The organism is Nitrospira sp. CMX1, from assembly GCF_054902215.1.
Map to the genome: position 1 here is coordinate 63322 of NZ_JBUBKD010000024.1, position 26268 is coordinate 89589.

Below are 26268 nucleotides of genomic sequence, written 5' to 3' on the forward strand. Positions count from 1 at the left end.
TAACCATGGACATTCCAACGAAGCGTGATAAGCACCAAACAAGAACACACTCGTGGGGATCATGGGGCCTTGCTGGGGGTCTGGTGGTCCTGCTTGGCGTGGCAGGACCGGTGTTGTCCGGCAGCCAGGTCTGGGCGCAAGTCATGGACAAGGTGGAATTGGGATTTCCTACCGAGGGCCAAATCACCAGTGTCGGACCGACCTCCATCGAGATTGAGAATCGTCTCTATCGCCTCCATCAGAAACTCAACATCACAAGCGAAGGTGGCCAGCCGTTGGGGGTGCAGGATCTTCAAATCGGACATGGCGTTCAGTTCTGGTTAAAAGAGGGAGCCGTCGCCAAGATTATCGTAAGAAATCCAAGATAAGGGTAAAGAGACCGGTGCCTGTCAACCCCAGTGAAGGAACCGATCCTCCATTGGGTGAGTGCCGATAGGAACGGGAGGAGTACATGAAAAAATACGAAAAATGGTGGAAGACCTCCTTTGTTGCAGGAGTAGGATGCCTGTCCGTCCTGGGTGCCCTCTGTGTCCCACAGTCGGCTCATGGACAAAACATGGCGGACTATACGGCGATGCCGCCCTTTATCGCCGACGCCGTCCCCCCGAACGTGCTTCTCCTGATGGACAACTCAGGCAGTATGAATCTCTCGGCCTATCACCTGTCCGGCGAGGCTTATGTCCCAACGAAGGAATACCAAGGCTATTTCAAGTTCGACAAGTGTTACAGCTACGGGTCGAATAAATTCACGCCCGGTCCAGATCGAGCGACTACGGGAAACCCCTGCGCGTCAGGCGCACCCTGGCTGGGGAACTTTCTGAACTATCTCGCGATGACCAGATACGAGATCATCAAATTGATCATGATGGGCGGCAAGTGTGCTCCTCGCGCGACCAATGGAACCTGTTATCCCGGCGGGACCTTGAATTTTGAAACAACGGAAGATGTCGACGGCATCACGATGGATGGGACCGGAATCAGCCCCTATTCATCGAGCAAGTGTTTTAGGCGAGACGGGAATTCACTCGAGGTGCGGTCTTCAGGATGTAGCGGCGGATCGACTGATTATACGTTAAAAACAGAAATTGCGGCTGAACCCGCTGGGGTAATCCAGGCCGTCGGAAACAAGGCACGTTTTGGCCTGATGCAGTTCAAGAGCGCTGGGGATGGCGGAAAGATTATGGCCGAGATCGGCACCAATGTGGTGAGCATGGTCAATGCGATCGAAAATACGGACGCCGCGACGTGGACCCCTTTGGCCGAGTCTCTGTACGAGGCGACACGCTATTTTGCACAGGTGCAACCTGCCTTTAGCAATTCAGACTACTCGTACACTGTCGAAGCCAAAGATCCCTATTACTTCAAAACCCCGGACTGGAGCACGAAGAGCCCCGGTGAATATGTGAAGTGCTGCAAAAGCTTTATCATGGTGTTTACGGACGGGGCTTCGACACAGGACACCAATGTCCCGTCCGCCTTGCAAGACTTTGCGCATGGTCATCACGGAGTCCACTGCGTCGGGATCACTACAAGCGCAACTTGCACGGGCCACAAGACCAACTATTCCGACAACGGCAACCACTATCTTGATGATGTGGCCTACTATGCCCACACGACCGATCTGCGGCAAGCCACCTTGCCGGTGTTGAACATCGCGGGGAAAGATTTGGCCGGGTTTCAAAACATCACGGTGTACACGTTCTATGCCTTTGGGGAACCAATCGGACGAGAATTGTTGAAAACAGCGGCCAAGACCGGAGGGTTTGAGGATCGTAACAATAATAATCAGCCGGATCTAGTCGAAGAATATGATAGAGCGAATAACTACACCGGTGCACAGGGAGCCGATGGGCTTCCTGATACCTACTTCGAGTCAGCGGATGCCGATGATCTTCGGGATAAGTTGTTGGCTGCGATCACCAGTATCTTGCAGCGCAGCGCCTCAGGAACCGCGGTGTCGGTACTTGCGACATCTTCGACGGGTGATGGGTCCCTCTATCAATCGTTTTTCTATCCTCTTATCTACGAAGGAACGAGAGACATCAAATGGACCGGCTATACGCAAGGGCTGTTTCTCGACACCTTTGGAAATCTACGAGAAGACACGAACGACGATGGGCGGTTGATCTATAACCAAGATAAGATCATTCGGACCAGGTTCGACGCGGCGACGAATAATGTCTTGGTCGATCGGTTTCACGACAATGACGGAGATGGAAAGGCGGATAGTACGACGCCGTTTGAAACAATCGGACTACGCGATATCAACGGTATCTGGGAGGCCGGTAAGCAGTTAGCCTTGACGAATCCGGACGATCGGAAGCTCTTGACGTGGGTCGATGATGGAGACGGGGTGGTCGAATCAGGAGAACAAATTGCTTTCACCACTGCCAATGCCTCAGCCTTGAGTCCCTTCCTGAGAGCGGGAACAGCTCCGTATACGGCGAACAATATCATCAACTTCATTCGCGGCACCCAGGTGGCCGGCATGCGAGATCGGCAACTCACGGTCAATGGATCGTTAGTGGTCTGGAAATACGGGGACCCCATTCACTCGACGCCGACCATCGTTGGTCCGCCGAGGGAACGGTTCGATTTCCTCTACGGAGATGCTACCTACACGCCATTCTTTCAGAAGTACAAGAACCGTCGTCAGGTGGCCTATGTTGGTGCCAACGATGGGATGCTGCACGCCTTTAATGGCGGGTACTATCACCGGGGAGACGATGCCTCAGCTGGATCGCCTGGCGTCGAACATGGGTGGTACACCAAGACGGAGACTGGTAACTCAAGCGGCAAGGAATTGGGACAAGAACTGTGGGGCTTCATCCCCTATCAATTGCTGCCCCATCTCAAGTGGCTCACACAGGCGGACTATACCCATGTCTATTATGTGGACCTCAAGCCGAAAGTCACGGACGTCAAGATCTTTACACCCGATGATGACCACCCTAACGGCTGGGGCACGATTCTCATCGGTGGGTTCCGCATGGGAGGGAGTTGCCAGGCCTGTGTGGCCTCGACCGGTGCTCCCACGATGACGGTCAACATCTCCGGGACGCCCAGGAACTTTTATACAGCTTATTTCGTGCTGGACATTACTAATCCAGAAGTAGAACCAACATTACTGTGGTCGTTTAGTTCGGCCGATCTTGGGCTTTCCACGAGTTATCCCTCCATTGTCCGGACGAGTCCCGCTAGTGATGCTAAAGCGGACCATACGAACGCCAAATGGTACGTAGTATTCGGCTCAGGCCCCACCGGTTATGACGCGGCTGTCAAGACCGGCGGAACGAACGGCCAATCGGCAAGTCTGTTTGCGGTGGATCTGATATCCGGTCCTGGGGCGAACAACAGTCTGGTCAAGAAACTACCGGTGGGCGATTGGACCTCCTTCATGGCTGATCTCATTACTTTGGATAAGGATTTAGACTTTCGATCGGATTCCGTCTATGTGGGGAGGGCGATCGATCCGAACGGATCAAACGGGCGAGGGAGTGGCATCCCGTGGACCGGGAAAATGTATCGGCTCACGATGGGGTCTTGCGGTGGTGCCGTAGCCTGCTCGACTTTGACCTGGGGGGTTCAAGATGGGAGCAATCGTGTACCGACAGAAATTCTTGACACCTTCCCTCCGTCAGGTACGTCGTATTACATGGGTCCCATTGTATCGGCACCAACCACGACACTCGATGATGCAGGCAACGTCTGGATCTACTTCGGAACGGGTCGCTACTTCAGTGCGGCCGATAAGACTAACGCAGAAACACAATTCTTTTTCGGCATTAAAGACTCCGTCCTAAGCGGGAACTGCTCACAGACCAACGATACAAATTGTCGCGATAACGATTTAGTGAATGTCTCCAATGCACAGGTCTGTGTGACCGGAGTTGGGAGCTGTACGACCTCAAGTCAGGTAAGTGGCATGGGAAGTACCACAACCTATCAAGGGTTAGATGACTTGATTAACAAACCGCAGGGAACGAGCCCTGAAAAGGACGGGTGGTTCACGACGCTTCCAGGATCGCGAGAGCGGGCATTGGCGAATCCTACGTTGATCGGAGGGATCGCCTTCTTCCCATCGTTCACCCCTGACAATGATCTCTGCACGTCTTCGGGCAGCAGTAATCTTTACGCGCTGTTCTATCGCACCGGCAGCGCGAATAAATCACCGGTTATCGGAACCACGACCTCGGGTACCAATCAGGTCGTCAATCGATCAATCGGTCTTGGTACAGGGCTTGCCGCTCAAATGGCGATCCACCTTGGAAGTCAAGGCTCAGGTGGACAAGGTGCCTGGGGTGCGGGCGGTGGCGGTGGTGGCGGCGGTGGTTGTCAGAGCGGCGTCGGAGGTTTTATCAACACCAGCTCCGGAAACATTGTGCAGGCCTGTGCGGGCCTGGCTTCCAACGTGCGGAGCAGATACGTATCTTGGATTAACCAGCGGGAGTAGAGACGGGACCAAGGAGTGAATGGATTCCATCCTAGGTGGTCACGATATAGGCGGAAGGGAATCCTTCCGCCTATGCTGTTTGGAGGCATGATGAGGGTGTCCTTTCTGCTGATCCTGGTTCCACTGATCAACGGATGTACGGCTGAAGCGCCGCATGAAGGTGCCGTGACCTCACCCATACGGGGCAATCATGTCCCTGTCATTCATGAGGCCACGATTACGCCGGCTCCCCTCACACTTGATGCGCCGATATCCGTGCATGTTACTGCAGACGATGCGGAACGGGATCCCTTGACGTTTGCTTATAAGTGGGTGGTCAATGGGCACCCGCTTGAAGGGCAGACGGGTGGTCTCTTGCCGCCACAGCTTCTCAAACAAGGTGATAAAGTCAGCGTGGAGATTCTCCCCGGCGATGGAAAGGCAAAAGGTGCAATCTATCGTTCCCAGGTTGTGACCGTGATGAACACTCCTCCGATAATCTCGTCACTCTTGGTGAGTCCTCAGCCTGGAGTTCCGGGAGACAAGCTGGAGGCGCGCGTCGAGGTGACTGACCCAGATGCAGATCCGACACATATCATGTATCGTTGGTGGCGGAATGGGGCAGTTGTGAAGGAGGGGGAAGACCCGACACTTGACACGGATGGCTTTTTAAACACCGATCAGGTGGAAGTGGAGGCCATTGCTCGGGATCAAAAGGCTGCGGGCAAGAGCGTGAAATCTGGCAGGCTCCTCACGTCCAATAGCCGTCCGGCCATTACCTCGACACCGACGGTCCCTAGTGCAGGAGCACCATTCGAGTACAGAGTGACGGCGGTTGATCCAGAAGGGGACCAGTTGAGTTATCGGCTCGAAACGGCTCCTGCAGGGATGGTCATTGACGAAGCGACTGGGCATATTCGTTGGCCAGTTGCACAAGCGTCCACGGGTACCCATCACGTTCGTGTGGTCGTGGAAGATGCAGGCGGAGGTCGGGCGTTCCAAGAATTCGACCTCAACATTCCATCACCGCCGCCTGCGAATTCGAATGGTACATAGTTCGCCGAATGGACTGAGACATCAGTTCTTGCCAGAGCTTCTCGCCGTTTGTTAAGATTTTGTGCAGGTCTCTAGGGAGGGATACCACCTCGCGCTCGTGCGTAAACTCAAACTACGAGAAGGTACCAATACTGCCGTCCTGTTCGGTCATCATGACCGGCACCTCAAACTTATTGAAGATGAATTGGGCGTACGGCTCTCCGCACGGGGAGAAGAACTGACGCTCGACGGTTTGCCCGAACCTATCCGCCAAGCAGAGCGCATTCTCCTCGAACTTGCATCCCTGACGAACGAAGGCATTACCCTCCAGGCAGAGGATGTTACTCATGTGCTCACCGCGTTGCGTCGAACGCCTGAGGCATCCCTCCGAGACCTTCTTGATAAGTCGGCGATGATCGTCACCAAGAAACGATTCGTCGGCCCGAAATCCCCGACACAAAAATCCTATATCGAAGCGATCGAGCAGCACGATATCGTTATCGCGATCGGGCCGGCTGGGACGGGGAAGACCTATCTCGCCATGGCCATGGCCGTGAGTGCGCTGCTGAATAAGGAAGTCAGTCGAATCATCCTTGCCAGGCCTGCGGTCGAGGCGGGGGAAAAGCTTGGTTTTCTGCCTGGTGATATCTATGAAAAGGTGAATCCCTATCTACGGCCTTTGTACGACGCCCTCTTCGACATGCTGGAGATGGAGCGGGCGAATCGGCTGATCGAACGGGGCGATATCGAGATTGCGCCGCTGGCGTTCATGCGCGGACGAACACTGAACGACTCATTCGTGATTTTGGATGAAGCCCAGAACGCGACGGCTGAACAGATGAAAATGTTTCTGACGAGACTCGGATTTCACTCGAAAGTGGTCGTCACCGGCGATGTCACGCAGGTGGATCTTCCGAATGACCGAGTGTCCGGACTGATCCAAGTCAAGGACATCCTTCGTGGCATTGAAGGGATTGCCTTTGTCTACTTTGATGAGAAGGATGTCGTACGGCATCGGTTGGTGCAAGAGATTATTAAGGCCTATGATCGTCACCAGACCGTGCAGAATGGTGATCCTCGAGAGTCGCGAGAACCGCGCCCATCCTCCCAGCGCCACAATTCCCGATCACGCGTGCCCCCCACGACGGAGTCAGCGGCGTCAGCTGATGCGGGAAGTTCGGATTGATGGCTATTTATCTTCGCGTGAGTCTCACGCGGCACCTCATACGGCAGATGCGGTTGATCGAATTGGCTCAACGGGTGCTGTTGGCGGCTGGAGAATCGCGATCGGAACTCAGTCTCGAACTCATCGGTGATCGTCGTATGCAACGGCTCAATCTTGACTTTCGCAAACGGGATCGAACGACGGACGTGCTGGCATTTCCTACACGCGAGGCCATTATGCCGACGGGGCTATCAAGCCCGACAGGCCTGCTCGGTGATGTCGTGATCTCGCTGCCGACGGCCATTCGCCAAGCCGGTGAGGCGGGCCGATCCGTTGATGATGAGTTAGCGACACTCTTGGTACATGGGGTGCTTCATCTGTGTGGCTACGACCATGAACGGAGCGTCCAAGAAGCGGAGCGAATGTCTCGTCGGGAGCGGGCCGTGATGCGTCGTATCTCTCCGATCCCTCATATTGTGACCCTCCGCGCAGGACGACGGAGAAGGGGCAACTGAGTATGGGATGGTTTCAGCGACTGAGTGACGGGCTTGGTAAGACACGGCATGTGGTTCAGCAATCCCTTGATCGCTTTCTCGGACGCACACCTGACCAAGAACTCCTGGAAGACCTCGAAGCCGCATTGCTGGCGGCCGATTTGGGAGCCCGGGTCGTTGACCGCTTGATGCGGCAGGTCAACGAGGAAACACGTGGAGCTGAGGCGAAAACAACGGAGGGGCTTCAGGGGGTCTTGAGCCGAACGCTCTACGAAATCTTGAAGCCCGTTGCGGATGCTACGTTGGATCGTCTCATCGCTGATGGCCCGACACCATTTGTGCTCTTGATCGTCGGCGTGAACGGGGTGGGCAAGACCACTACGATCGCCAAGATGGCGCAACGGTTGGTGCAATCGGGGCGGAGGCCCCTGTTGGTTGCGGGAGACACCTTTCGTGCAGCGGCGATCGAACAGCTGCAAATATGGGGGGATCGTATCGGCGTGGAGGTGGTTCGTCAGCGACATGGGGCCGATCCCGCGGCAGTAGCCTTTGACGGGATTGTTGCAGCAAAGGCTCGCAAGGTTGATGTGGTGTTGATCGATACCGCCGGACGACTGCATACGAAATCAAACTTAATGGATGAGTTGCGGAAAGTGAAACGGGTCATCGGTCAAGAGTTACCTGGTGCGCCCCATGATGTGCTGTTGGTCTTGGATGCAACGCTTGGGCAGAATGCGCTGGCACAAGCACGTCAGTTTCACGAGGCGGTGGGAGTCAGTGGTCTTGTGCTGACGAAACTCGATGGAACGGCCCGGGGCGGGATCGTTGTGGCGATCGCCGAAGAGCTGAAGATTCCCATCCGGTTGATCGGTGTTGGAGAGGGCGTGGAGGATCTGCAAGACTTCAATGCCGAGGCCTTTGTGGCAGCACTGTTTGGGCAGACTGAAACCCGCTCGTAAACCGCGCATTGTCTTCTCTCATTCCCACACTCATGCTAGGCTTGTTCGTGGCAACCGACCGTTCCTGAGCATGAGGGTGGATGATGACCAAGCTCTTGATCGTCGACGACGATCAAATGAATTGCGATCTGCTGCAAGAGTTGTTCAGCCGTCAAAGCTATGATGTCATCATCGCAACGAGCGGGAGGGAGGGACTCGATCTGTTCCGCACATCCAATCCGAAAGTGACGCTGCTGGATCTCCGTATGCCGGAGATGGATGGGTTGACGCTGTTGAAGGAAATTCGAGCCATCGATCCGCACGCGCGGGTGATCATCTTGGGAGGCGGCGCAACCGAGGTGCATGAAAATCAAGCGCGAGCGCTGCAGGCCACCGATTTTATACGGAAAGGCTTGTCGCTGGATATTCTTGTTGAAGCAGTCAATCGAGTCTCGAAGCTTCCAGAGCCAGCGATGGTCACACAGCCCCCGATTCCGAACGGGGAGAGCGGACAGCAGAGCGCGGAGTCAGTGCTGGTGGTGGACGATGAATCCCTCATCTGCGATCTGCTCGTCCAGTTCTTAAGTCTTCGCGGGTATCGTGCATTTGGCGTGAGAAACGGACAGGATGCGCTCCGAATGGTCGACGAGGTGCATCCGGATGTCGTGTTGGTCGACATGATCATGCCGGGGATGGCGGGGATCGATGTGCTTCGAACCCTACGGGATAAGGGCTATCCTGGTGGCATCATCATCATGACCGGAAGTCACAACGAAGAGTTGCTGGGAGAGGTGTGGAGCCTAGGCCCCCATGAACTGCTGCTCAAGCCGGTTGACCTGGATCGTCTTTTGATGGCGATCCAGCTTGTACTCGTCTGCCGTGAGTGTTAAAACGCTTCCTGATGTACATCAGGACACAAGCGTTTCTCTTCTGCCTCCTTACACTGGTCTTGCCTGGCGCCGCCGAAGCACAGAGTGTTGGGGCTTCTCCTGTCGATGACGATAGTGCACTTCTTCGTCATCACCTCTCAGTTGGGTTGGCACCAGGTACGCATGAAATCACGGCAACCGATCAGATCGAACTGGAGGTTGAGCCGACCTGTTCCTCTCTCAGCTTCACCCTTGCACCGACGTTGCGCATCGAATCGATCAAAATGGAAACGCCTTCAACCATAGGTACAGAAGGGACGGCCGGTATGGCCGTATCATTCACCAGGATGCGTTCCGGGGAAGCTGCGGGTCAGCAAGTGATCGTGGCCCTTCCGACGGATCATAGTAGAAAGATGACACTGACCTGGACCTATCGAGGGATCATCCATGATCCGCCGAAGGAACCTCGCCACTTGCGCTTCGTCACGCCGAGCGAAACGGCGGGACATATTGGGGAGGAAGGGGTCTACTTGAGCGGAGAAACTCAATGGTACCCTGACCTGCCCGGATCGTTCGGGACCTATCGCGTGACGGCTTACGTTCCACAGGGATGGACGGTTGTTGCGTCCGGTCGGAAGGAAGGCGAGGTGGCGACCGCAGGGAAGGTTTCCTCCACTTGGGTTGCAGTGGACCGATCGGAAGCCTTCACGCTTGTGGCAAACCACTTTGTGACCAAGTCACGAGTATGGCAAAGTGGCACCGGGCAACGGATCGACCTCCAGACGTACTTCTTTCCAGACAATGCTGCGTTGGCTGATGAGTATCTTGATGCGACCGAACAGTACTTGGAGGCCTATGTCAGGATTTTGGGGAACTATCCCTTTGATGCCTTTGCCGTGGTAGAAAACTTTTTCGCCAGTGGCTTGGGGATGCCTTCCTTCACCCTTCTTGGCAGTGGCAGCATCAAGCGGCGTTATGTGCAGCCCTATGCGTTAGGGCACGAAATCGTCCATTCCTGGATCGGCAATTCCGTATTTAATCGGGATGGCTCCGGGAATTGGGTCGAAGGGCTGACCACGTATTTGGCGAATTATTACTGGTATGAACTGGGTCGTGACGATCGGCAAGCGTTGGAGCAACGTCGCATGATGCTGCAAGGCTACAATCTCTATGTCAGTCCAGAGGATGACTACGCGATCTCCCGCTTCCTCAGAAAACACGACGAACGGGATAACGCCATCGGGTACCAAAAATCCGCGTTTGTATTTCATCTGCTCCGGCAAGAGATCGGGGAGGAACCGTTCTGGCGTGGCCTTAAGACGTTCGTGAGGGAGTATCGCAACCAGCCGGCTGATTGGGTGGCGATCGAAAAGGTATTTTCTCGGGAAAGTGATCGGAACCTCCGATGGTTTTTTGAACAATGGGTCGAGCAGTCCGGTGCACCGGTCATATCGTTGGGAGACGCCTACGCTCGTCCGGTGACGGGGGACGGCGGCACAGAAGCCTGGCAGCTGACAGTCCAGATTCATCAGAATGAGGGACCCTTTCGGATGACGGTCCCCATCCGCATCACCACGAAGGGATCGACCGAGAGCAGGTCGATCCGGCTCAGCCTCTCGCAGTCGAGCGTTGCTGAATTTGTCCTTCCCGATCAGCCCTTGAGGGTTGAACTGGATCCAGACCTGATGACGTTTCGCCGCTTGGCAAGACACCAGTTGCCGCCGGTGCTGAACGGCTATGTCACGGATCCACACAAGGCCGTTCTACGGGCGTTTTCAGATGCCGCCTCTCCCTTGCAACAGGTCGTCTCGCGCATTGCCGATCATGAACTGCCGGGATCCAAACGGGCGACGAGTATCGTGTCAGAGGAGTCCTCGCTTCCTCAAGAGGGATCGGTGCTCGTCCTAACTAGTGCTGGTCAGCCTCAGGCCGTTGCTAAACTCGTACGAGACTCTTGCGGAGACCGCGTCGATCTCAGGGAGACGGGGTTCCAGATTGATAGCCAAGCGTATGAAGGACCGAAGATGGCCGTCCTCTTCTCCTGTCCCCGAGCACAGGTATCGGGCAGCGTGATCACAGTTCTGTATGGCGTGACTCCAGGTGCAGTCGAGAAACTGTCACGCTTTCTATTCTATTATGGGTGGCATAGTTACGTGCTCTTCCAGGATGGGGCCGTCACAAAGCGCGGTCTCTGGCACGGAACACCGGATGTGAAGGAGGTACGAGTTGATGCGACGTCGTAGTACCGAACGGCTTTGTCTATGGGGGCTCTGTCTCTTGATGGGGGTGCCGTCATGTGCTTTGGCGGGTGAGCGATCTCAAGATTCGGCTCCTCAGATTCGGTCTGCCGAGCGGCACTTGGCCAACATTCGTCAATTGACCGTTGGGCGACAAAACGCCGAAGCCTATTTCTCCTTCGACGGGACTAAATTGATTTTCCAATCGACCAACGATTGGTCGAAGGATTCACAGGCGACCACGCGTAGGTCGGCGGACAGCGGCCTGGGCTGCTATCAGATGTACGTGATGGACCTGGAAAGTGATACGGTTCGTCTCGTCAGCACGGGGAAGGGAGCCACGACCTGCGGGTATTTTTTCCCGGGTGATCGCCGGGTATTGTATTCCTCAACCCATGCCGTGGGGAGTGAGTGTCCACCGAAGCCGAAACGGGACGGTGCCTATCGCTGGGCCCTCGACGATTACGATATCTATTCCGTTCGACTCGATGGGCAACAGATGCAACGGTTGACCTCTTCGTCTGGGTATGATGCAGAGGCGACCATCTCGCCCGACGGGAAGACCATTGTGTGGACATCGGTCAAGGACGGGGACCTTGACCTCTATACGATGAATGTGGACGGGACCAATGTGCGACGACTGACGAATGACGTGGGCTACGACGGTGGTGCATTTTTTTCTCCGGACAGTACCAGGGTCGTCTATCGCGCGGCCCATTCGAGCGATCCAGCTGAAGTGGCCAAATACAAAGACCTGCTGGCCCAGCGGCTGGTCGAACCGGGACAGCTTGAGATCTTTGTGATCAACGCCGACGGCTCGCACAAGCAGCAGGTCACATCAAACGGCGCGTCGAATTTTTCTCCCTATTTTCACCCCGATGGGAAACGCATCATTTTTTCCTCCAATCTCGAAACGAGAGGGGACGGCGGTCGCCCCAGTTTCCATCTGTACCTTGTGCGTGATGATGGGACGGGGGTTGAACGTCTCACCACCGAAGGGCATTTCAATAGCTTCCCCATGTTTTCACCGGACGGCAAGCGACTCGTCTGGGTCTCCGATCGACATGCGACGGCACCGGGTGAATTCAACGTGTTTCTAGCCGATTGGGTTCCGTAAGCCGCGGTGATTCGGAATGAGCGAGCGGTAGGGAGTTTCAGGACTTCAGAGCCTTCGGTTCAACTCGCAGCTCGATGAGTGTTCCGTCCCAATCATCCAGTCAGACGGCGGCAGTACTCGCCCAGGTTGGTTGTTCCTGCCTGGCACTGGGCATCAGCCTGTTCGGTTTAGCCCGCTTTGATCTGCCGATCACCAAGTATGTCCGTTCGGTGACGATTCACCTGCCCTGGGATCAACTGACCATCCCCTGGATGGCGTTTACCAGCAACCTGGGAGACTGGATCGGCCAAGGGTGGCGGCTCGTGTTCTTGAGCCTGTTCCTCCTCGCCATCGCTTGGGCCTTTGAAAAACCGCATATCAAGAGCGTGGCGATCCAGACCCTGATTGCCCACGGTATTGCGGCGTTGCTGGCCAATGTGCTGAAGCACGTCATCGGCCGGCCCCGTCCGAAATTTGTGCACGCGGGAGATTGGGAGATGAGTTTCTCCTTGGTCTCCGGCCTCGATTCCTTTCCGTCTGGCCATAGCACGGCGAGTTTTGCTGTCGCAACGGTACTAGCGAAACGATTTCCGCTGGCTGGACCGCTCTGTCTGGCCGTCGCGCTGTTTGTCGGGATCAGCCGTGTACTACGGGGGTCGCATTTTGCAACGGATGTGATGGGAGGGGCCATCATCGGAATCCTCAGCGGGTTCGTCGCGCTGGCTCCATTGCGACAATGGCGGACATCACTGCAGGAGGGGCTCTATTATGCCGCAATTGCCGCCGCAAGTATGCTCGGTGTGTTGTGGACCCTGTCTCACCGAATGGACGATGGCATGACTGGTCTCGTGTTCGTAGCCGTGGGGATCATCGTTGTCGCTGGGGGATTGTGGGCCAGGAAAGACCGTTGGCCAAAGGGCGACTGTTCCGACAACAGTTCTTGGCAGGCGACCGGTTCTATCCCACTCATAGTCTTTGGGGTTGCCGCCATGACAACCTCACCGCTCGTGGTCGCGTCAGTGGGCTGTGTCTGTGCGGGGACTTGGATTCGGAATCACCAGCACTCTCACGAATCGGGCGAGCAGGCCACACAATGGGTTCTTCTGCGAGAAGGCGCCATTCTGGGAAGTCTGTCTCTTGCCCTATTGATGCTTGTGGGGGCACGAGGGGTGTTGCCGTTTCAGTAATCCTCGTACCATGCACTGCTCGTTTGGAGCATGCTTCAGGTCAAACAGTGAGGAGGAGTCGATGCCCTTCAGAGAGCTTTTCATCACCGATTCGGCGAAAGGCTAATGACCCAACGTCTTGGCTGGTTGAGGGGGACCGGTATCGACGCCCTGAGGCGCAGCGACGACAGGCTGATTGCTGAGCAGGAGAAAGCCATACCGTTTGAGAATGGGCTGAAATCCTGCTGCCTCCTCTGGCAAGGTATCTTGTAGATATTCCGGCAGCAGAATCATGGTGCGGCCGCTCTTGCCGAGCGCAGTACGCAAGCGGTCCAGCTCATTGGACGGGATGAAGCTCAGGGTGCGTCGTGCGTAAAATGCGAAAGAAGGGCGAGTTGAGCCAAATGCGATGAGTTGATCCTTTGCGTCAAGGTTCAACCCGGCGGCATAGGCCAGCTCTTGCGGCGGCGCAATGGCATACCGGTTGAGCCCTGGAACGACGGTCAGGATGGCTACGAGAAAGACACTGGCCAAGGCCCCTCCAGCCACACCGAAGGCGAGCCCCCGCTTTTCGTCATTCAGGCCGAAATATCCGACCAACCCCATGGCGACCACGACGATCATCGAGCCCACGTAGGGCCCTGGACCAAGATCAAACTGAGCGGCGAGAGGGAATTCCTTCACCATTTTTCCTGAGAATTTGGCGAACAAGGCAGGAGCACTGGCCAATCCAACGGCGAGGAGATATCCGATGCCCATCAAACCGTGAATAGAGGCGCGCAGCCATTTCGTTGCCGGATCCTGTAATCCTTGTGCCCAGTAGGAGGCCGCAAGGATCGCACAGGCGGGAAACAGCGGGCCGATATAATGGGGCAATCGAGTGGACGAGAGGCTAAAGAAGATGAATACGCCGACAATCCAGAACCCCATAAACCAGTCCAGTTCATCGTCAGAAGCCGATTCGGCTGGTGCAGGGAGCTCGCTCTGTTGAGTGCGGAATGTGCGCCAACTGACATAGGCGCGATAGAGCCCGGCTGGCAAAAAGCTACTCCATGGATAAAACCCGAGCAGTAACACAGGAAAGTAGAACCACCAGCCCACTCCATGTCCTTCCATCGGAGCGAGAAATCGTCCCACGGTATGAACTTTTGCCTCCGTCGAGTATGCATCTCCGTGGATCAGAAACATCGCAGCATACCAAGGACCGGCCAGGATGAAAAAAATCAGCATGCCGGCTAGAGGTGCGCCCCGTTCCCAAAAGAGCTGCCACCTCCGTGTGGCGAGAAGATAGAGGAGGACCGTGATCAACGGAACGGCAAATCCTACCGGTCCCTTCGTCAAGGTGGCCAAGGCCATGCCCGCATAAAACCCCCAGATCCAGTGCCGACCTGCGCCGGGTTCGTGAAGGCCGAGCCAAAAACTATAGAGCGACAGAGTGGTGAAAAAGATCAACACGCTGTCGGTGATGGCCATACGCCCCAGCGCCAAGATCTCGATATTCAGCAGTAGCATGAGGGCGCCATACAATCCGATCGTCGGTCCGCGTAGTCGGGTGAGAAACAGATAGTGCATGACGATCAAGCCGACTCCGAACAGCGCGGATGGAAATCGGGCTGCGAACTCATTCACACCAAAGACGTGGTAGGACATGGCCATCAGCCAATAGACGAAGACCGGCTTGGCGACGCGGAGTTCTCCGTTGAAGGTGGGGGTGACGAAATCACCGGAAGCGAACATCTCGCGGCCGGCTTCGGCATTGCGACCCTCGTCACGATCGGTCAAGCCCATGTTTCCGAGGCCGATGAAAAAGAGGAGGCCAGACAGAAGGAGTAGGAGCAGTAGTGGCATGGGCTGGGGTGAGAGTCGATCCATTGTGAGGGTGGCCGCTACCAGTGGGTGAAGAGAGGCATCAAAAGTGGTCTGTTTCCCCACCCGTCATGTCTGCGACGGAGAGTGGTTTTTGGTTTGATCCGCGCGATGAATCAGGACAAGATTCCGCACATAGACGACTGATCCAATGGCTTGACCGGAAATAAACACAGGATCCATCCGATAGATGGCGTAGGTGAGCGTAATCAGCCCTCCAATGAGACTCATGTACCAGAATGAAGTAGGCACACGGCTCTCCGCAGTTCGCTCGGACGCAATCCATTGCACGACCCAGCGGCCGAAAAACAGGGCTTGGCCGAAGAAGCCGATCCCGATCCAGATGGTTTCAGTCGTCATGAGGTGTTGGGAGGGAGATGCTCATGGTCTGTTCTTGCAGCAGCGTTTTGAGTCTGGAGGGGTTCGGTGGCTGGCTCCGGAATTTGTACTGGATCACACGCTGTTGCATCCACCGCACCGCGATCAGATCGTACAACGATTTGAATAAACGATTGCCCATGCCATATTTCGACACTCCATGGATGCGGGGATAGTGACGAACGGGCACTTCGGTGACCGTGAACCCATGCATCAACGCGAGGGCCGGGAAAAATCGATGCATGCCTTCGAAAAGCCGGATTCGTTCCAACACCGGACGTCGGAACACCTTGAGCGGACATCCTGTATCATGGACCCCGTCGTGTGTGAAATGGTTTCGGAATCGATTGGCGATCAACGACGAGAGTTTTTTGACGAGACCATCTTGTCGCTGTTGTCGCCACCCACACACCACGTCGTGCGTCGCGGTGTGCGGAAGCAATTTGAGGATATCTTCGCTGTCCTGTTGGAGATCGCCGTCGATCTGAATGATGATCTTGCCGGACGACTGATGAAAGCCGGCCTCCAGCGCACAGGTTTTGCCGTAATTGCGGTCGAAGTGAAAGACTCGAACTCGTTGGTCTTCTTTGGCCAATCGGTCTAATTCCTCACTGCTGCCGTCGCTGCTCCCATCATCGACGAAAATAATTTCGTAAGGACGGGAGTGTGAGAGCTCGTACGAATCCATGACGTTCGTCAGGCCGGCCATGAGAGGAGACAAGTTCTCCCGCTCATCCTTGATCGGGATGATGACAGAGGCCCAAGGGGATGGTGAGGTCATAGTGCGCACAAACTCGAGAAGGCAATAATTTTATTGGACAGGGCATTCTAGCGGAAGGGGGAAAGGGGGTCAAACTCTAGAAGAGAATGATCCAAGGATGTGGAAGGAACGGGGGTTATTGACCGGGAGACAGGACGGTGAAACGCATCGTGCCCATCAGGCTCATCTCGTTGATTTGCTCGCCGGTGTGGATTTCAACTTTGTACCGTCCGGGCCTCCATCCTCCACTGGGTGGTGACAATCTGAGGTAGCCGCTTTCATCCTCTAAGGCGATGTGCATGGCATCCTCACTCACAACGGTCTCCGATGAGAGCCCTGCTACCCGTTCAGGCATACAACGGCCGAATACCGTAAAGGCCTGATAGTGTTGATGCAGGGCGAAGACAATCACAACCGCGGCCGTATCCGTGGCGAATCGTTCTGTCGGGTTGAGCGGTACGATCTCATGGGTGCGCTGGAAACCCAAGCGCTCCTCAAAATCCTCCGCCAGGGTAATCGAACGAAACAGACCCTGAGGAGGAGCGTCAAAGTCGTAGGTCTTGATGTCTTCCGTTCGGTTCTGGAACTCGGCGATCGGCACATTTTCCGTGAGCGGGAGGTCTTCGCCTGTCACAGCCGTGCTCCAATGGAAGGCTGCCAGGATTATGATGACGGCAACGGTCGATCGTTCAGTGACCATGCCTGTCTGCTACACCCCTCGCTGTCGTGCTGTCAAGAAAACACAAAGTGAGCGGCCCATTGCGGCGTTTTCCAACCATCTGTTAGGATTTCGGCCACTCTTTGTCCGATGGCTCGACAACATTCAAGATCGTGATGGAACAATATGCTGCAAGACGCTGACGCCCTTCCGCAACTGATTGGTGAATACAAACCACTCGACCAGTGGCAGACCCATCTCAACCAGATTTTCTATGGGTTACGGGGAGACCAGCTCCGATCGTACTATCAGACCTTCGCCTCAGCGGATTTCCGTCTGGCACACGCCCTCGCTGCCGACTACTTTGAAAAAGTCAGGCGGCGTGAGACAACCGGCAAGCGCCAATCTTCCGGCCTCGCACCTCACCCCTCACCTTTAACAGTTCTGGAACTCGGTCCAGGCAATGGGAATCTGGCCGCCTGCTTTCTCGGTCATCTCAAAACTCTCGATACACAAGGCACAATCTACCCCCGTGTGCGGTATGTCATGGTGGATTGGGAACAGCCGGTGTTGGATGGCGCGTCGGCCCATCCTGATTTGGCTGCCCACCGGGATCGCGTAGACAGCCATTGCGGTTCAATTGAGCATCTGGCGGGCCTGGGAGATGGGACTGTTGATCGCATCTTCTGTAATGAGTTGTGGAACGATCTGCCGACGAAGTTGTTGGCGAAACACGGAGGGGAGATCGAGGAAGAGTATATCCGGCCCAACTTGAGCGAGTTTCTCCATGCCAAGATTCAGGATTGGTCTGGGTTCGTCCGGGCGTTTCAGGAGAAGGATCTCGAGGTACTCAAGACCTTCCCGCCGTTCTTGGATGAACTGGTCTGGGAAAAGGAGTACCGGAAAACTGAGTGGAAGGATGTGCCCTACCGCAAAACGATCGTGGAATTTCTGCAGGCCATCGATCAGGAAGTCTTAGTGCCGGTGAATCTCGGGGCTTTTGCCACGCTGAAGGAGGCCAAACGATTGTTGGCTCCGGACGCAGTCGGACTCAGCGTGTTCGATGCCGGTACGGGTGACATGAAGGTGCTTAACGACCCGGAGAAACCTTGTTACGGGCAGTTCGGTGGACAATATAGTTTTATGATCAACTTTGCGTTGGTCGAGGCTGTGGGGAAACACCTAGGCTTCAAGCAGACAACCTTGGAGCCTCAGCGGGAATTTGTGGGGCGATCGTTGAACGCGAACGTCATCACGCTGATGGATCTCTTAGCCACCCATCCGTCCGCTGGGCCGAAACTCCAAGCCTGGGAGCAGGACCGTCTTGTTCTGAAAACCATCCGAGCGCTCGACGAAACATTCGAAAGCCCCTATCACCGTCGGCTTGTGTTTCCGCTCGGCACCAATATTCCACCGGAAGAGCGGGAGACCTTGGGGGCGATTCTGCGCTCATTGAAAGAGACCGGTATCCCCGACACGGTGGCCTATCTGAGTGAGGAGGAACTTATGCGCGCGCAGAAGGATTTAGAAGTCATCGGCTATGATCCTGACACGATTGCAATGGCCATGAGCGCTCCTCCCAGCCCGGTCGAATATTGTCACTTCGCTTGCCGGTAACAGGCAGCGCGGATTGGAACGCGGTTGCATTCTGAGTGCGGAAGCATCCAGAATGCGAAACTCAAACGGAGGACGCAATGAGTTCCTTCGGTACAGGCTTAGCCGGACTCGTGGGAACCGTGGTGTTTCTCATGGGGCTGTTGTCCTTTTGCCAAAGAAGATGGCTCGTTGGCTGCGCATGGCTGATCTCGGGTGTGTTTCTGATCGGCCTCTTGACGTTCCTCGACAAGCCGGGATCCCACCCATCAGAGGAACCGACGGCTGTACGACCGACACGCGGGTAGCCTCCACCCCGGCGTAGATAATCTCGTTGAGATCCAATAACTCCGTCAACCGCTTTCCAGGAAACAATCCATAGGCTTCACCGCAAACTGCACATCCCGCTGGAGAGTCTCATCGGCATGGCCGCTTGAAAATATTTGTATTCACACCCCTCATCAAACAAGAGCAGTCTGCCTCCTCGGGCGGCGAATCGTCTCTTTGTTCAGGCTTTACCCTGCTTGAACATGGTGATACGATGGATCATCATTGTGTTACTGATGGAAGGTGTGAAGATGATCAAAAAATTGACCAAACACGGCAACAGTCTGGCTCTCGTGATCGATCGAGGCGTGCTTGAGTTGCTGGACATTGACGCAGAGACGCCGCTCAGCATTAAAACAGACGGGAAGTGCCTCATTGTCACACCTGCCGAGGGCAATGCTCGCCAGAAGAGGTTCCGTGCGGCGCTGGACGAAGGCAATACACGGTATGGAAAGATGCTGAAAAGGTTGGCGTAGTTCATGGGTGAGCCGCGATTTCTCTCGGTGGAGGATGTCATTGATATCCATGCCGACCAGATTGAACGGTATGGAGGAAGTCTTGGCGTTCGTGATGTTGAGTTGCTGCGATCCGCGATCGGAATGCCTGAAGCGGGTTTCGGGAGTCAGTATCTCCATACCGACCTCTTTGAAATGGCCGCAGCCTATCTGTACCACATTGTTCAAAATCATCCCTTCATCGATGGGAACAAGCGAACGGGAACCATGGCCGCATTCGTATTTTTGAAACTCAACGGGCACACCTTGGATGCAGATGAATCCCCCTTCGAATCGCTCGTCTTGAAGGCGGCTCAAGGGCAGATCGACAAATCAGTCATTGCAGAGTTCTTCCGTAAACATTCTCATCAGTAATTTCGGTGCTCATAACTCTGTCATGTTGAGTTTCGGATGTATCAATTCGGCATAACGCACCAGAACGTGGAAGCCATGCTCTGTGGACCGACGTTCCTCGACAAGCCGGGATCCTACTCATCAGAAAAACCAGCGGCTGTACGACCGACACGCGGGTAGCCTCCGCTCCAACGTAGCCCTCCAGTCCCAACCCAATCGATCAGTAAACCACGTTCCAGGAGCTATGCCATAGGCGTCGCCATAAATGCACGTCCTGTTTGAGTGTTTCCCACACATGGCTGTGTCTAACCCTGCAGAACACCCTCGTTCCTCGTTATGATGTCTAGGCAATCTGGGCGAAGGCACGATTTCGATCGGAACTGAGCGGGTGTATCCAAATAGATACGTACAAGTAGAATTAGATACAGGTGTCCATGTAGGATGCAGGGCCATGTGGAACTACGCATGGTCCTAACGGACTGAAAATGAGCAGACAGACCGTCTCGATATGTCGGGCACATGCCTTGCCTTACCGGAGAGAGGTCTGTTGTTTCAAGCAGTATCAGTCATGCAATGAGCATGTTCGCGACCGATGGCGATGAGAGGATGGAGGGCATCGCACATGACTTCACCGAGGAGGAGAGGCCAATGAGTTGGACAGGTCAGAATTGGAGCCCCGAAGAACTGCGCTTCGTCACGGATCTGACTGGCGATGGCCGGGCGGACATCGTGGGCTTCGGCCGCGACGGGGTGTGGGTCGGGGTGAATATAGATGGAAGTACGTTCAGTCAGCCGCACATGGTCCTGACAAGTTTCAATTCCCAAGGCTGGCACAGGGGACAGCACCTCCGGTTGGTGGTCGACCTGACCGGCGATGGCAAGGCGGACATTATCGGCTTCGGCGACCATGGGGTCGGGACGGCGGTGAATAATGGCGATGGGACTTTCGCCTTGGACAAGCCAGTGTTGGAGGAGTTCGGCGTCGACCATGGTTGGCGGGTGGAGCAGCATCCTCGGTTCGTGGTCGATGTCACCGGCGATGGCAAGGCGGACATCGTGGGGTTCGGCAACGACGGGGTGTGGACGGCGCTCGGCAACGGCGATGGGACCTTTCAAGCGCCGAAACTCGTGCTCACGAACTTCGGCGTCAATCAGGGTTGGCGCGTGGAGCAACATCCTCGGTTCGTGGTTGATGTCACCGGCGATGGCAAGGCCGATATCGTGGGGTTCGGCAACGACGGGGTGTGGACAGCACTCGGCAACGGCGATGGGACCTTTCAAGCACCGAAACTTGTGTTGGAGGGGTTCAATGTCAACCAGGGCTGGCGGGTGGAGCAGCATCCTCGCTTCGTCGTCGATCTGACCGGCGATCGCAAGGCGGATATCGTGGGGTTCGGTAACGATGGAGTCTGGACTGCCGTGAGCAACGGGGACGGGACCTTTCAAGCGCCGAGACTGGTGCTGGAGGGCTTCAACGTCAACCAGGGCTGGCGGGTGGAGCAGCATCCGCGCTTCGTCGCGGATCTGACCGGCGATCGCAAGGCAGACATCGTGGGCTTTGGCAACGACGGGGTCTGGACGGCGTTGAGCAAGGGCGATGGCACCTTTGGGGAGCCAAAGTTCTTCGAGGGCTTCGGCGTCAAGCAGGGGTGGCGGGTGGATCAGCATCTCCGGCTACTCGCCGACCTGACCGGCGACGGCAAGGCGGACATCATCGCGTTCGGCAACGATGACGGGCCTTGGGTCGCGCTGAGCAATGGCGATGGTACCTTTCAACCAGCGCAATTCGTGCGCGAGGATGTTGGCCCCCCTTCTGCTATCAAGAAGAAAGTGCTGTCATCGGAATTTTTGCAGCGTAAACTCGACATATTTTTCAATCAACGGTCCCGACCATTGTTTAAGGTACGGCTCCATAACCTTGGGAGTGGTGATCACCGTCATAGCACAGTCGATGTCCTGTTCGATGATCCGTCAAAAGGCTACACGTCTCAATTGCGTGATGGCCAACCTAAGGATCTTGGGCAGCTCGAAGTGTCTCTTCCTTTGGCTCCCGATCCCGATTTTCACTTCTCTGACGTAAACAGCACTACTCTGGCAGCGAATGTTGTTCCTGGCTCACCAGTTGGCATACAAGTAAGGATCGATTTCGAGGTCGATGGCGTTGAGATGATCGTCAATAACTTTCCGGATATTGATTTCGATGGCTTCAATATTCGTGTTGGGTTTCGGTTAGAACACGATCGTGACGCTGGCTTGGTTGATGTTAGAACAGACAAGGGCCTAATCAAGACAGATGTCTCGGTCAATGTGTCTGGCTTGCCAGATGGGGTGTTTGCCTCAGGAGTCGAAGATAAATTTAATGGCAAGATCGCGGATGCTCTGGAGGAAAACCGCGAATTCCTTAATCGTATGGCAACACGGTGGCTCGTTGGCGGAGATTTCACCGTTCTGGGAGTCACAGGCGATGAACAGGCACTCACTATTAGCTACATTATCCCACCGGGTCAACTCGAGCCATTTCCAGAACATCCACAGCCTCCACTCGATCCGGGCCGTCTCGCAAACATCGATCACATCGTAGTGCTCATGATGGAGAACCGCTCCTTCGATCACATGCTTGGCTACTTGAGCAAGGAGGGACATGGTAATGGTAAGAAGCGCATCGATATTGACGGACTGCGTGGAGGTGAGGTCAATGATGACGATAGGGGGCACCGCTACCAATCTTTCCCGCTCCCAGACACCTCCTTCAATGAAAGTCCCGATCACAGTCACCTTCCCGTTGAGAACCAGATCAACGGTGGCAAGATGGATGGCTTCGTGAAAAGTTTCATCGGCAAGTACCCCACGGTCGACAGTCCTGGCAGGATTATGGGGTATCACACGGCGAGCCATGTGCCTGTGTATGACGCCGTGGCTCGGGAATTTCTCATCTGCCACCGATGGTTTGCCGCGCATCCCGGCCCCACATTTTGCAATCGCTTTTATACGTTGACGGGAAGGCTGAATCGCGACTCGTTTGGTAACTTTCAATTCGATAATTTCACGGGCAGTGAGTTCAAGCCGGTGCCGACGAAGACCATCTTCCACCATCTCACGGACCATGCTGTCTCCTGGCATTTCTATGAACATCGCTATTGTTCCCTACGGATGTACGAGCAGTATACCCTAGATGATCACTACATCGTTGATGCGGATGATCCTGTAAAGGGGTTCTTCGCTTGTGCGCAGGCAGGAACCTTACCGGCCGTGTCGTTTATCGATCCGAACTTCATCGACGAGCCAGACGGTGGGGACAATGACGACGGAGCGCCTGCCAATATTACGGCAGGACAAAATCTGATAGGTCGAGTGATAAATGCAGTACTTGGTGGGCCGAACTGGCAGAAGACGCTACTCATTGTCACGTATGACGAGCATGGCGGATTCTATGATCATGTCAACCCACTGGACCCTCGCTATCGAACCAATGCCAAACCAGTGTCGGGTATCGATCATTATGGTGTGCGTGTCCCGGCCCTCATCATTTCCCCATGGGTGGATCAAGGTACGGTGAGCGACGTGGTGTTCGATCATACGTCGATCGCCAAGACGATTGCTCGGCGGTTCATGAGCGCTAATCCCCCGGATTTGGGTGAACGTGTGGCAGCCGCAAACGATATATCGATGGTGCTCCGCGCAACCCCTCGGCAGGACACCCCGAGCATCCCCGTACCCCCTGCACCAGCACCACGATCTGCGTTTAAGAAGCGTGCTGCTTTAGCACCGGATCGAGACGATTTTAAGGAGATCATGCGAACGCTGCGGGATCGGTACCCGATTCGACGGTAGCTGAGGAGAGCAGCAATAGGACAGCAGAATAATTTTGTCGGAACTGAATGATGGCTGGCATCTTCATCTTTTGCCGGAGTAACAACTGCGCCAGCTGCGCTGGCGCATATAGCCAGATGATTCCCACGCATCACCATGGCTTCGTGAACAAACATGATCACTGGTAAACTCGTGCTGGCTCTCCAGTCTGTCCTACGCCTCGTCAAGGCGGTTTTTCATCCTTGCACGCCCAAGAGGTGCACGATTTGTCTCGCCGCAGGTTTTCTTTTGATCCTGATTTGGTCGATCACCAGCACGATGTCTGTCGCATTCGCCAAAAACGATGACTGCGATCCCAGTCTTGAACAGCCCAACGAGAACCCCTATGGGTATCGACAGCGGGGAGACCGTTGCGAGGGCCAGTACATCAAACAGGTTGCCAGCACGACCTTATTGGTGGCTTCTTTTACTGAAGCATTTGGAGAGTTCGATCATAGCTCGAACAAGGATTTGGTGGTGGAATGGAGGACCTTCGGCAGTAAACAGATCAGACTTCGAGCGCATGGGTTGAAGCGTAAGCTTTATTACCGAATGGATACCGTTCGTTCTCCAGAGGCCCAAATATTCAATTGGCCAGTAGGCCTCCTAGCTGCTTTAACAATCCCAAGACAGAGTATCGGTGTAGTTGGGTGGACTCATTATTCGATAGGGGGTGTTGAAAAGGAGGTTTATCTTCCTCTCCGGATTAATCAAACAAAAGCCGTGAGCCAATCAGGCATCTATACGGCCGTTCTTCTCCCTGGAGTCGAATTGTCCGAAGTCTATGTCAGCCTCGCAACAGTCGGAACAAATGGGCATCCCGAGAACTTTCTTCGCGATGGCATCGCACTGGGCAACAATTACTATCCTGCTGATAGGCCGATTGATATTTCAATCTCTGGTCTCAAGGCCCCGGGCCTCTACTACCTGGAAATCGGTGCCACACTAAAAACTGGAGGCTCTGCCACAGTCGAATTCTGGTTCCATCATCCAGGGTGATGATAGCGTTGCGGAGGGGAGGGCGAATCATCTCTTTAGATTGACCGGCCATCAAATAGTAAGATGATCGACATTTTTCTTAGTTACAAAAGAGGGAATCGGTCAAAGGTTGAGTCCCTCGCAAAGGCATTAAGCGCACGGGGGTGGTCAGTCTGGTGGGATTCCAACATCAAGGCGGGCACGTATTGGGATGAGGACATTGAGAGGGCCTTGAACGAAGCCAAATGTGTGGTTGTGCTTTGGTCAAAGGCTTCCATAAAATCTCGTTGGGTTCGTGCTGAAGCAGAGAAAGGTCGGGAAAAAAATATTCTTGTCCCCGCCTTGCTGGAAAAGATCGAGATTCCACCCCCGTTTAATCTGATTCAGGCAGCCGATTTAACCAATTGGCGAGGAGTCGAGCCAGATCAGCACTTCGATGCGCTGGTCAGAAGCATTGCTGCCAAACTCGAACAGCCGGCTCCGCCTCCATCGTTGCCCCCTTCCCCATCAGTCTTGTGGAAGCGGTGGTTGCTGCGCACCATTTCACTATCTCCCTTGCTAGCAGGAATCCTTCTGTCCTACATCCCGATTAGTGAAACAGAGATTGCGTTGGACGCCAACCTCTCAGAGTTCAGTTTCGTCTTGTCAAAGGAACAGGAACTGTCCGACTCATTGATCCTCAAGACATTCGGAGCATCCGGATTCAAGGGGATCCAGCTCCCCCGTGTACGGGGGCGACCTGACCAGCCGAGAGAAGCAGATGAGAGCAGAAAGGTCCTCCGACTCATCTCGGATAGTTCGTCTCGCCAGGGGACGATAACCCTTGCCCCACTGTTGCTTCCGAGTGGGACAGACGTCACAGTCCGTCTTGGAACGGACCCCTACCAGTATAGAGTATCCATTAAAGGGTCCACCCGCCCACTCCGAGTGAACGTCCAAGGGCTGCTCCAGGTGCTGCTTGCCGGTAATCCCAATGAAGCCATTGACTTTGACTCACCCAAACCAATCCTCCTCCAGCCAGACGCAAGCGGCGTTGATCTGGATATCACCCTTCCAGAGCCGTTAACGAACCTGTTGCCGGCCCCTCTCGCTCTGAGTCAGGTCGCACTCTTTCGAGTCGATGAGCGGATTGAAGCTCAGCGAACAGCTATCCGAGAAATATCAACAGTGCGTTCAGGAACGGTCAACTTTGAATTGCTGGGTGGCCAGGTAGTGACCTTACGTTCTGGGGAGGAAATTCGGTTTGAACAATCGCAGGGAGAAATCCGGACGCTGCAATTGAATGAAGGCAGCTTGGGGATCCAGTTCCAAGGACGGATTAAGGGGATGACAACCTGTTCCAACGGTGTGTGCAAAAGTGTGATGCCGACACAGCTCGTGTGGCTATGGGCTCAGCACCGGATACTCCTCCTTGTGACTATCGCGTCATATCTGGGTCTGTTGGTGATGGGAAGTGTGCGGTGGTGGGGTCGGCAATGATGATCCGATTGATCGCGATGGGTACAATCAAAAAAATCTTCATCTGGAGCGTATGTAGCTAGTTTCGATGGTTTGAAACTGTGGCCAGCCAGTGTGGCTC

Annotated in this window: 21 protein-coding genes; 17 read left to right on the forward strand and 4 right to left on the reverse strand. The window is 55.0% G+C overall.

The annotated features are described in order from the left end of the window. Window positions 1-5 precede the first annotated feature (5 nt). The 10 genes from ACYX34_RS07110 to ACYX34_RS07155 all read left to right on the forward strand — a co-directional run bounded on the left by ACYX34_RS07110 (window position 6) and on the right by ACYX34_RS07155 (window position 13453). Window positions 6-368, forward strand: coding sequence for a hypothetical protein (locus tag ACYX34_RS07110; protein ID WP_462075855.1), 363 nt, complete (start codon window positions 6-8; stop codon window positions 366-368). Between the two features lie 83 nt (window positions 369-451). Next, complete coding sequence (locus tag ACYX34_RS07115; protein ID WP_462075856.1) at window positions 452-4453, forward strand: pilus assembly protein; 4002 nt, start codon at window positions 452-454, stop codon at window positions 4451-4453. Window positions 4454-4540: 87 nt separating this feature from the next. Continuing rightward, complete coding sequence (locus ACYX34_RS07120; RefSeq protein ID WP_462075857.1) at window positions 4541-5488, forward strand: Ig domain-containing protein; 948 nt, start codon at window positions 4541-4543, stop codon at window positions 5486-5488. Window positions 5489-5585: 97 nt separating this feature from the next. Continuing rightward, window positions 5586-6653 (forward strand): PhoH family protein, encoded by a 1068-nt coding sequence (locus ACYX34_RS07125; protein ID WP_462075858.1) that lies wholly within the window; start codon window positions 5586-5588, stop codon window positions 6651-6653. Continuing rightward, window positions 6653-7147, forward strand: coding sequence for an rRNA maturation RNase YbeY (gene ybeY / locus ACYX34_RS07130; protein ID WP_462075859.1), 495 nt, complete (start codon window positions 6653-6655; stop codon window positions 7145-7147). Before ACYX34_RS07125 ends, ybeY begins: the two co-directional genes overlap by 1 nt. Window positions 7148-7149: 2 nt before the next feature. Then, a complete protein-coding gene (ftsY, locus tag ACYX34_RS07135; RefSeq protein ID WP_462075860.1) occupies window positions 7150-8085 on the forward strand; it encodes a signal recognition particle-docking protein FtsY in 936 nt (311 codons plus the stop codon). An 80-nt stretch (window positions 8086-8165) separates the two neighbouring features. Next, window positions 8166-8954, forward strand: a complete 789-nt coding sequence (locus tag ACYX34_RS07140; RefSeq protein WP_462075861.1) for a response regulator — start codon at window positions 8166-8168, stop codon at window positions 8952-8954. Window positions 8955-8965: 11 nt separating this feature from the next. Next, window positions 8966-11176: a M1 family metallopeptidase gene (locus ACYX34_RS07145; protein WP_462075862.1), complete on the forward strand. Its 2211-nt coding sequence runs from the start codon at window positions 8966-8968 to the stop codon at window positions 11174-11176. Next, window positions 11163-12287, forward strand: a complete 1125-nt coding sequence (locus ACYX34_RS07150) for a hypothetical protein (protein WP_462075863.1) — start codon at window positions 11163-11165, stop codon at window positions 12285-12287. The genes ACYX34_RS07145 and ACYX34_RS07150 overlap by 14 nt, the downstream gene beginning before the upstream one ends. Window positions 12288-12361: 74 nt before the next feature. Further along, window positions 12362-13453: a phosphatase PAP2 family protein gene (locus ACYX34_RS07155; RefSeq protein ID WP_462075864.1), complete on the forward strand. Its 1092-nt coding sequence runs from the start codon at window positions 12362-12364 to the stop codon at window positions 13451-13453. A 102-nt stretch (window positions 13454-13555) separates the two neighbouring features. Here ACYX34_RS07155 and ACYX34_RS07160 read toward each other — a convergent pair whose 3' ends face one another. The 4 genes from ACYX34_RS07160 to ACYX34_RS07175 all read right to left on the reverse strand — a co-directional run bounded on the left by ACYX34_RS07160 (window position 13556) and on the right by ACYX34_RS07175 (window position 17136). Beyond that, window positions 13556-15280 (reverse strand): ArnT family glycosyltransferase, encoded by a 1725-nt coding sequence (locus ACYX34_RS07160; protein WP_462075865.1) that lies wholly within the window; start codon window positions 15278-15280, stop codon window positions 13556-13558. A gap of 87 nt (window positions 15281-15367) precedes the next feature. Then, window positions 15368-15658, reverse strand: a complete 291-nt coding sequence (locus ACYX34_RS07165) for a lipid-A-disaccharide synthase N-terminal domain-containing protein (protein ID WP_462075866.1) — start codon at window positions 15656-15658, stop codon at window positions 15368-15370. Continuing rightward, window positions 15648-16457: a glycosyltransferase family 2 protein gene (locus tag ACYX34_RS07170; protein ID WP_462075867.1), complete on the reverse strand. Its 810-nt coding sequence runs from the start codon at window positions 16455-16457 to the stop codon at window positions 15648-15650. The genes ACYX34_RS07165 and ACYX34_RS07170 overlap by 11 nt, the downstream gene beginning before the upstream one ends. 115 nt (window positions 16458-16572) lie before the next feature. Further along, window positions 16573-17136 (reverse strand): hypothetical protein, encoded by a 564-nt coding sequence (locus ACYX34_RS07175; RefSeq protein WP_462075868.1) that lies wholly within the window; start codon window positions 17134-17136, stop codon window positions 16573-16575. Window positions 17137-17280: 144 nt separating this feature from the next. Between ACYX34_RS07175 and ACYX34_RS07180 the strand changes: the two genes are divergently transcribed. The 7 genes from ACYX34_RS07180 to ACYX34_RS07210 all read left to right on the forward strand — a co-directional run bounded on the left by ACYX34_RS07180 (window position 17281) and on the right by ACYX34_RS07210 (window position 26168). Beyond that, the gene (locus ACYX34_RS07180; RefSeq protein ID WP_462075869.1) at window positions 17281-18711 is read left to right on the forward strand and encodes an SAM-dependent methyltransferase; all 1431 of its coding nucleotides are present in this window, start codon (window positions 17281-17283) and stop codon (window positions 18709-18711) included. Window positions 18712-18788: 77 nt separating this feature from the next. Next, the gene (locus ACYX34_RS07185) at window positions 18789-18995 is read left to right on the forward strand and encodes a hypothetical protein (protein WP_462075870.1); all 207 of its coding nucleotides are present in this window, start codon (window positions 18789-18791) and stop codon (window positions 18993-18995) included. Between the two features lie 222 nt (window positions 18996-19217). After that, the gene (locus tag ACYX34_RS07190) at window positions 19218-19490 is read left to right on the forward strand and encodes an AbrB/MazE/SpoVT family DNA-binding domain-containing protein (RefSeq protein ID WP_462075871.1); all 273 of its coding nucleotides are present in this window, start codon (window positions 19218-19220) and stop codon (window positions 19488-19490) included. Window positions 19491-19493: 3 nt separating this feature from the next. Then, a complete protein-coding gene (locus ACYX34_RS07195; RefSeq protein ID WP_462075872.1) occupies window positions 19494-19883 on the forward strand; it encodes a type II toxin-antitoxin system death-on-curing family toxin in 390 nt (129 codons plus the stop codon). 627 nt (window positions 19884-20510) lie between these two features. Next, on the forward strand, window positions 20511-23693 hold the full coding sequence (locus ACYX34_RS07200) for an alkaline phosphatase family protein (protein WP_462075873.1): 3183 nt from the start codon (window positions 20511-20513) through the stop codon (window positions 23691-23693). 153 nt (window positions 23694-23846) lie between these two features. After that, window positions 23847-24710, forward strand: coding sequence for a hypothetical protein (locus ACYX34_RS07205; protein WP_462075874.1), 864 nt, complete (start codon window positions 23847-23849; stop codon window positions 24708-24710). Window positions 24711-24773: 63 nt separating this feature from the next. Beyond that, a complete protein-coding gene (locus ACYX34_RS07210; protein ID WP_462075875.1) occupies window positions 24774-26168 on the forward strand; it encodes a toll/interleukin-1 receptor domain-containing protein in 1395 nt (464 codons plus the stop codon). The last annotated feature ends 100 nt before the right edge of the window (window positions 26169-26268 follow it).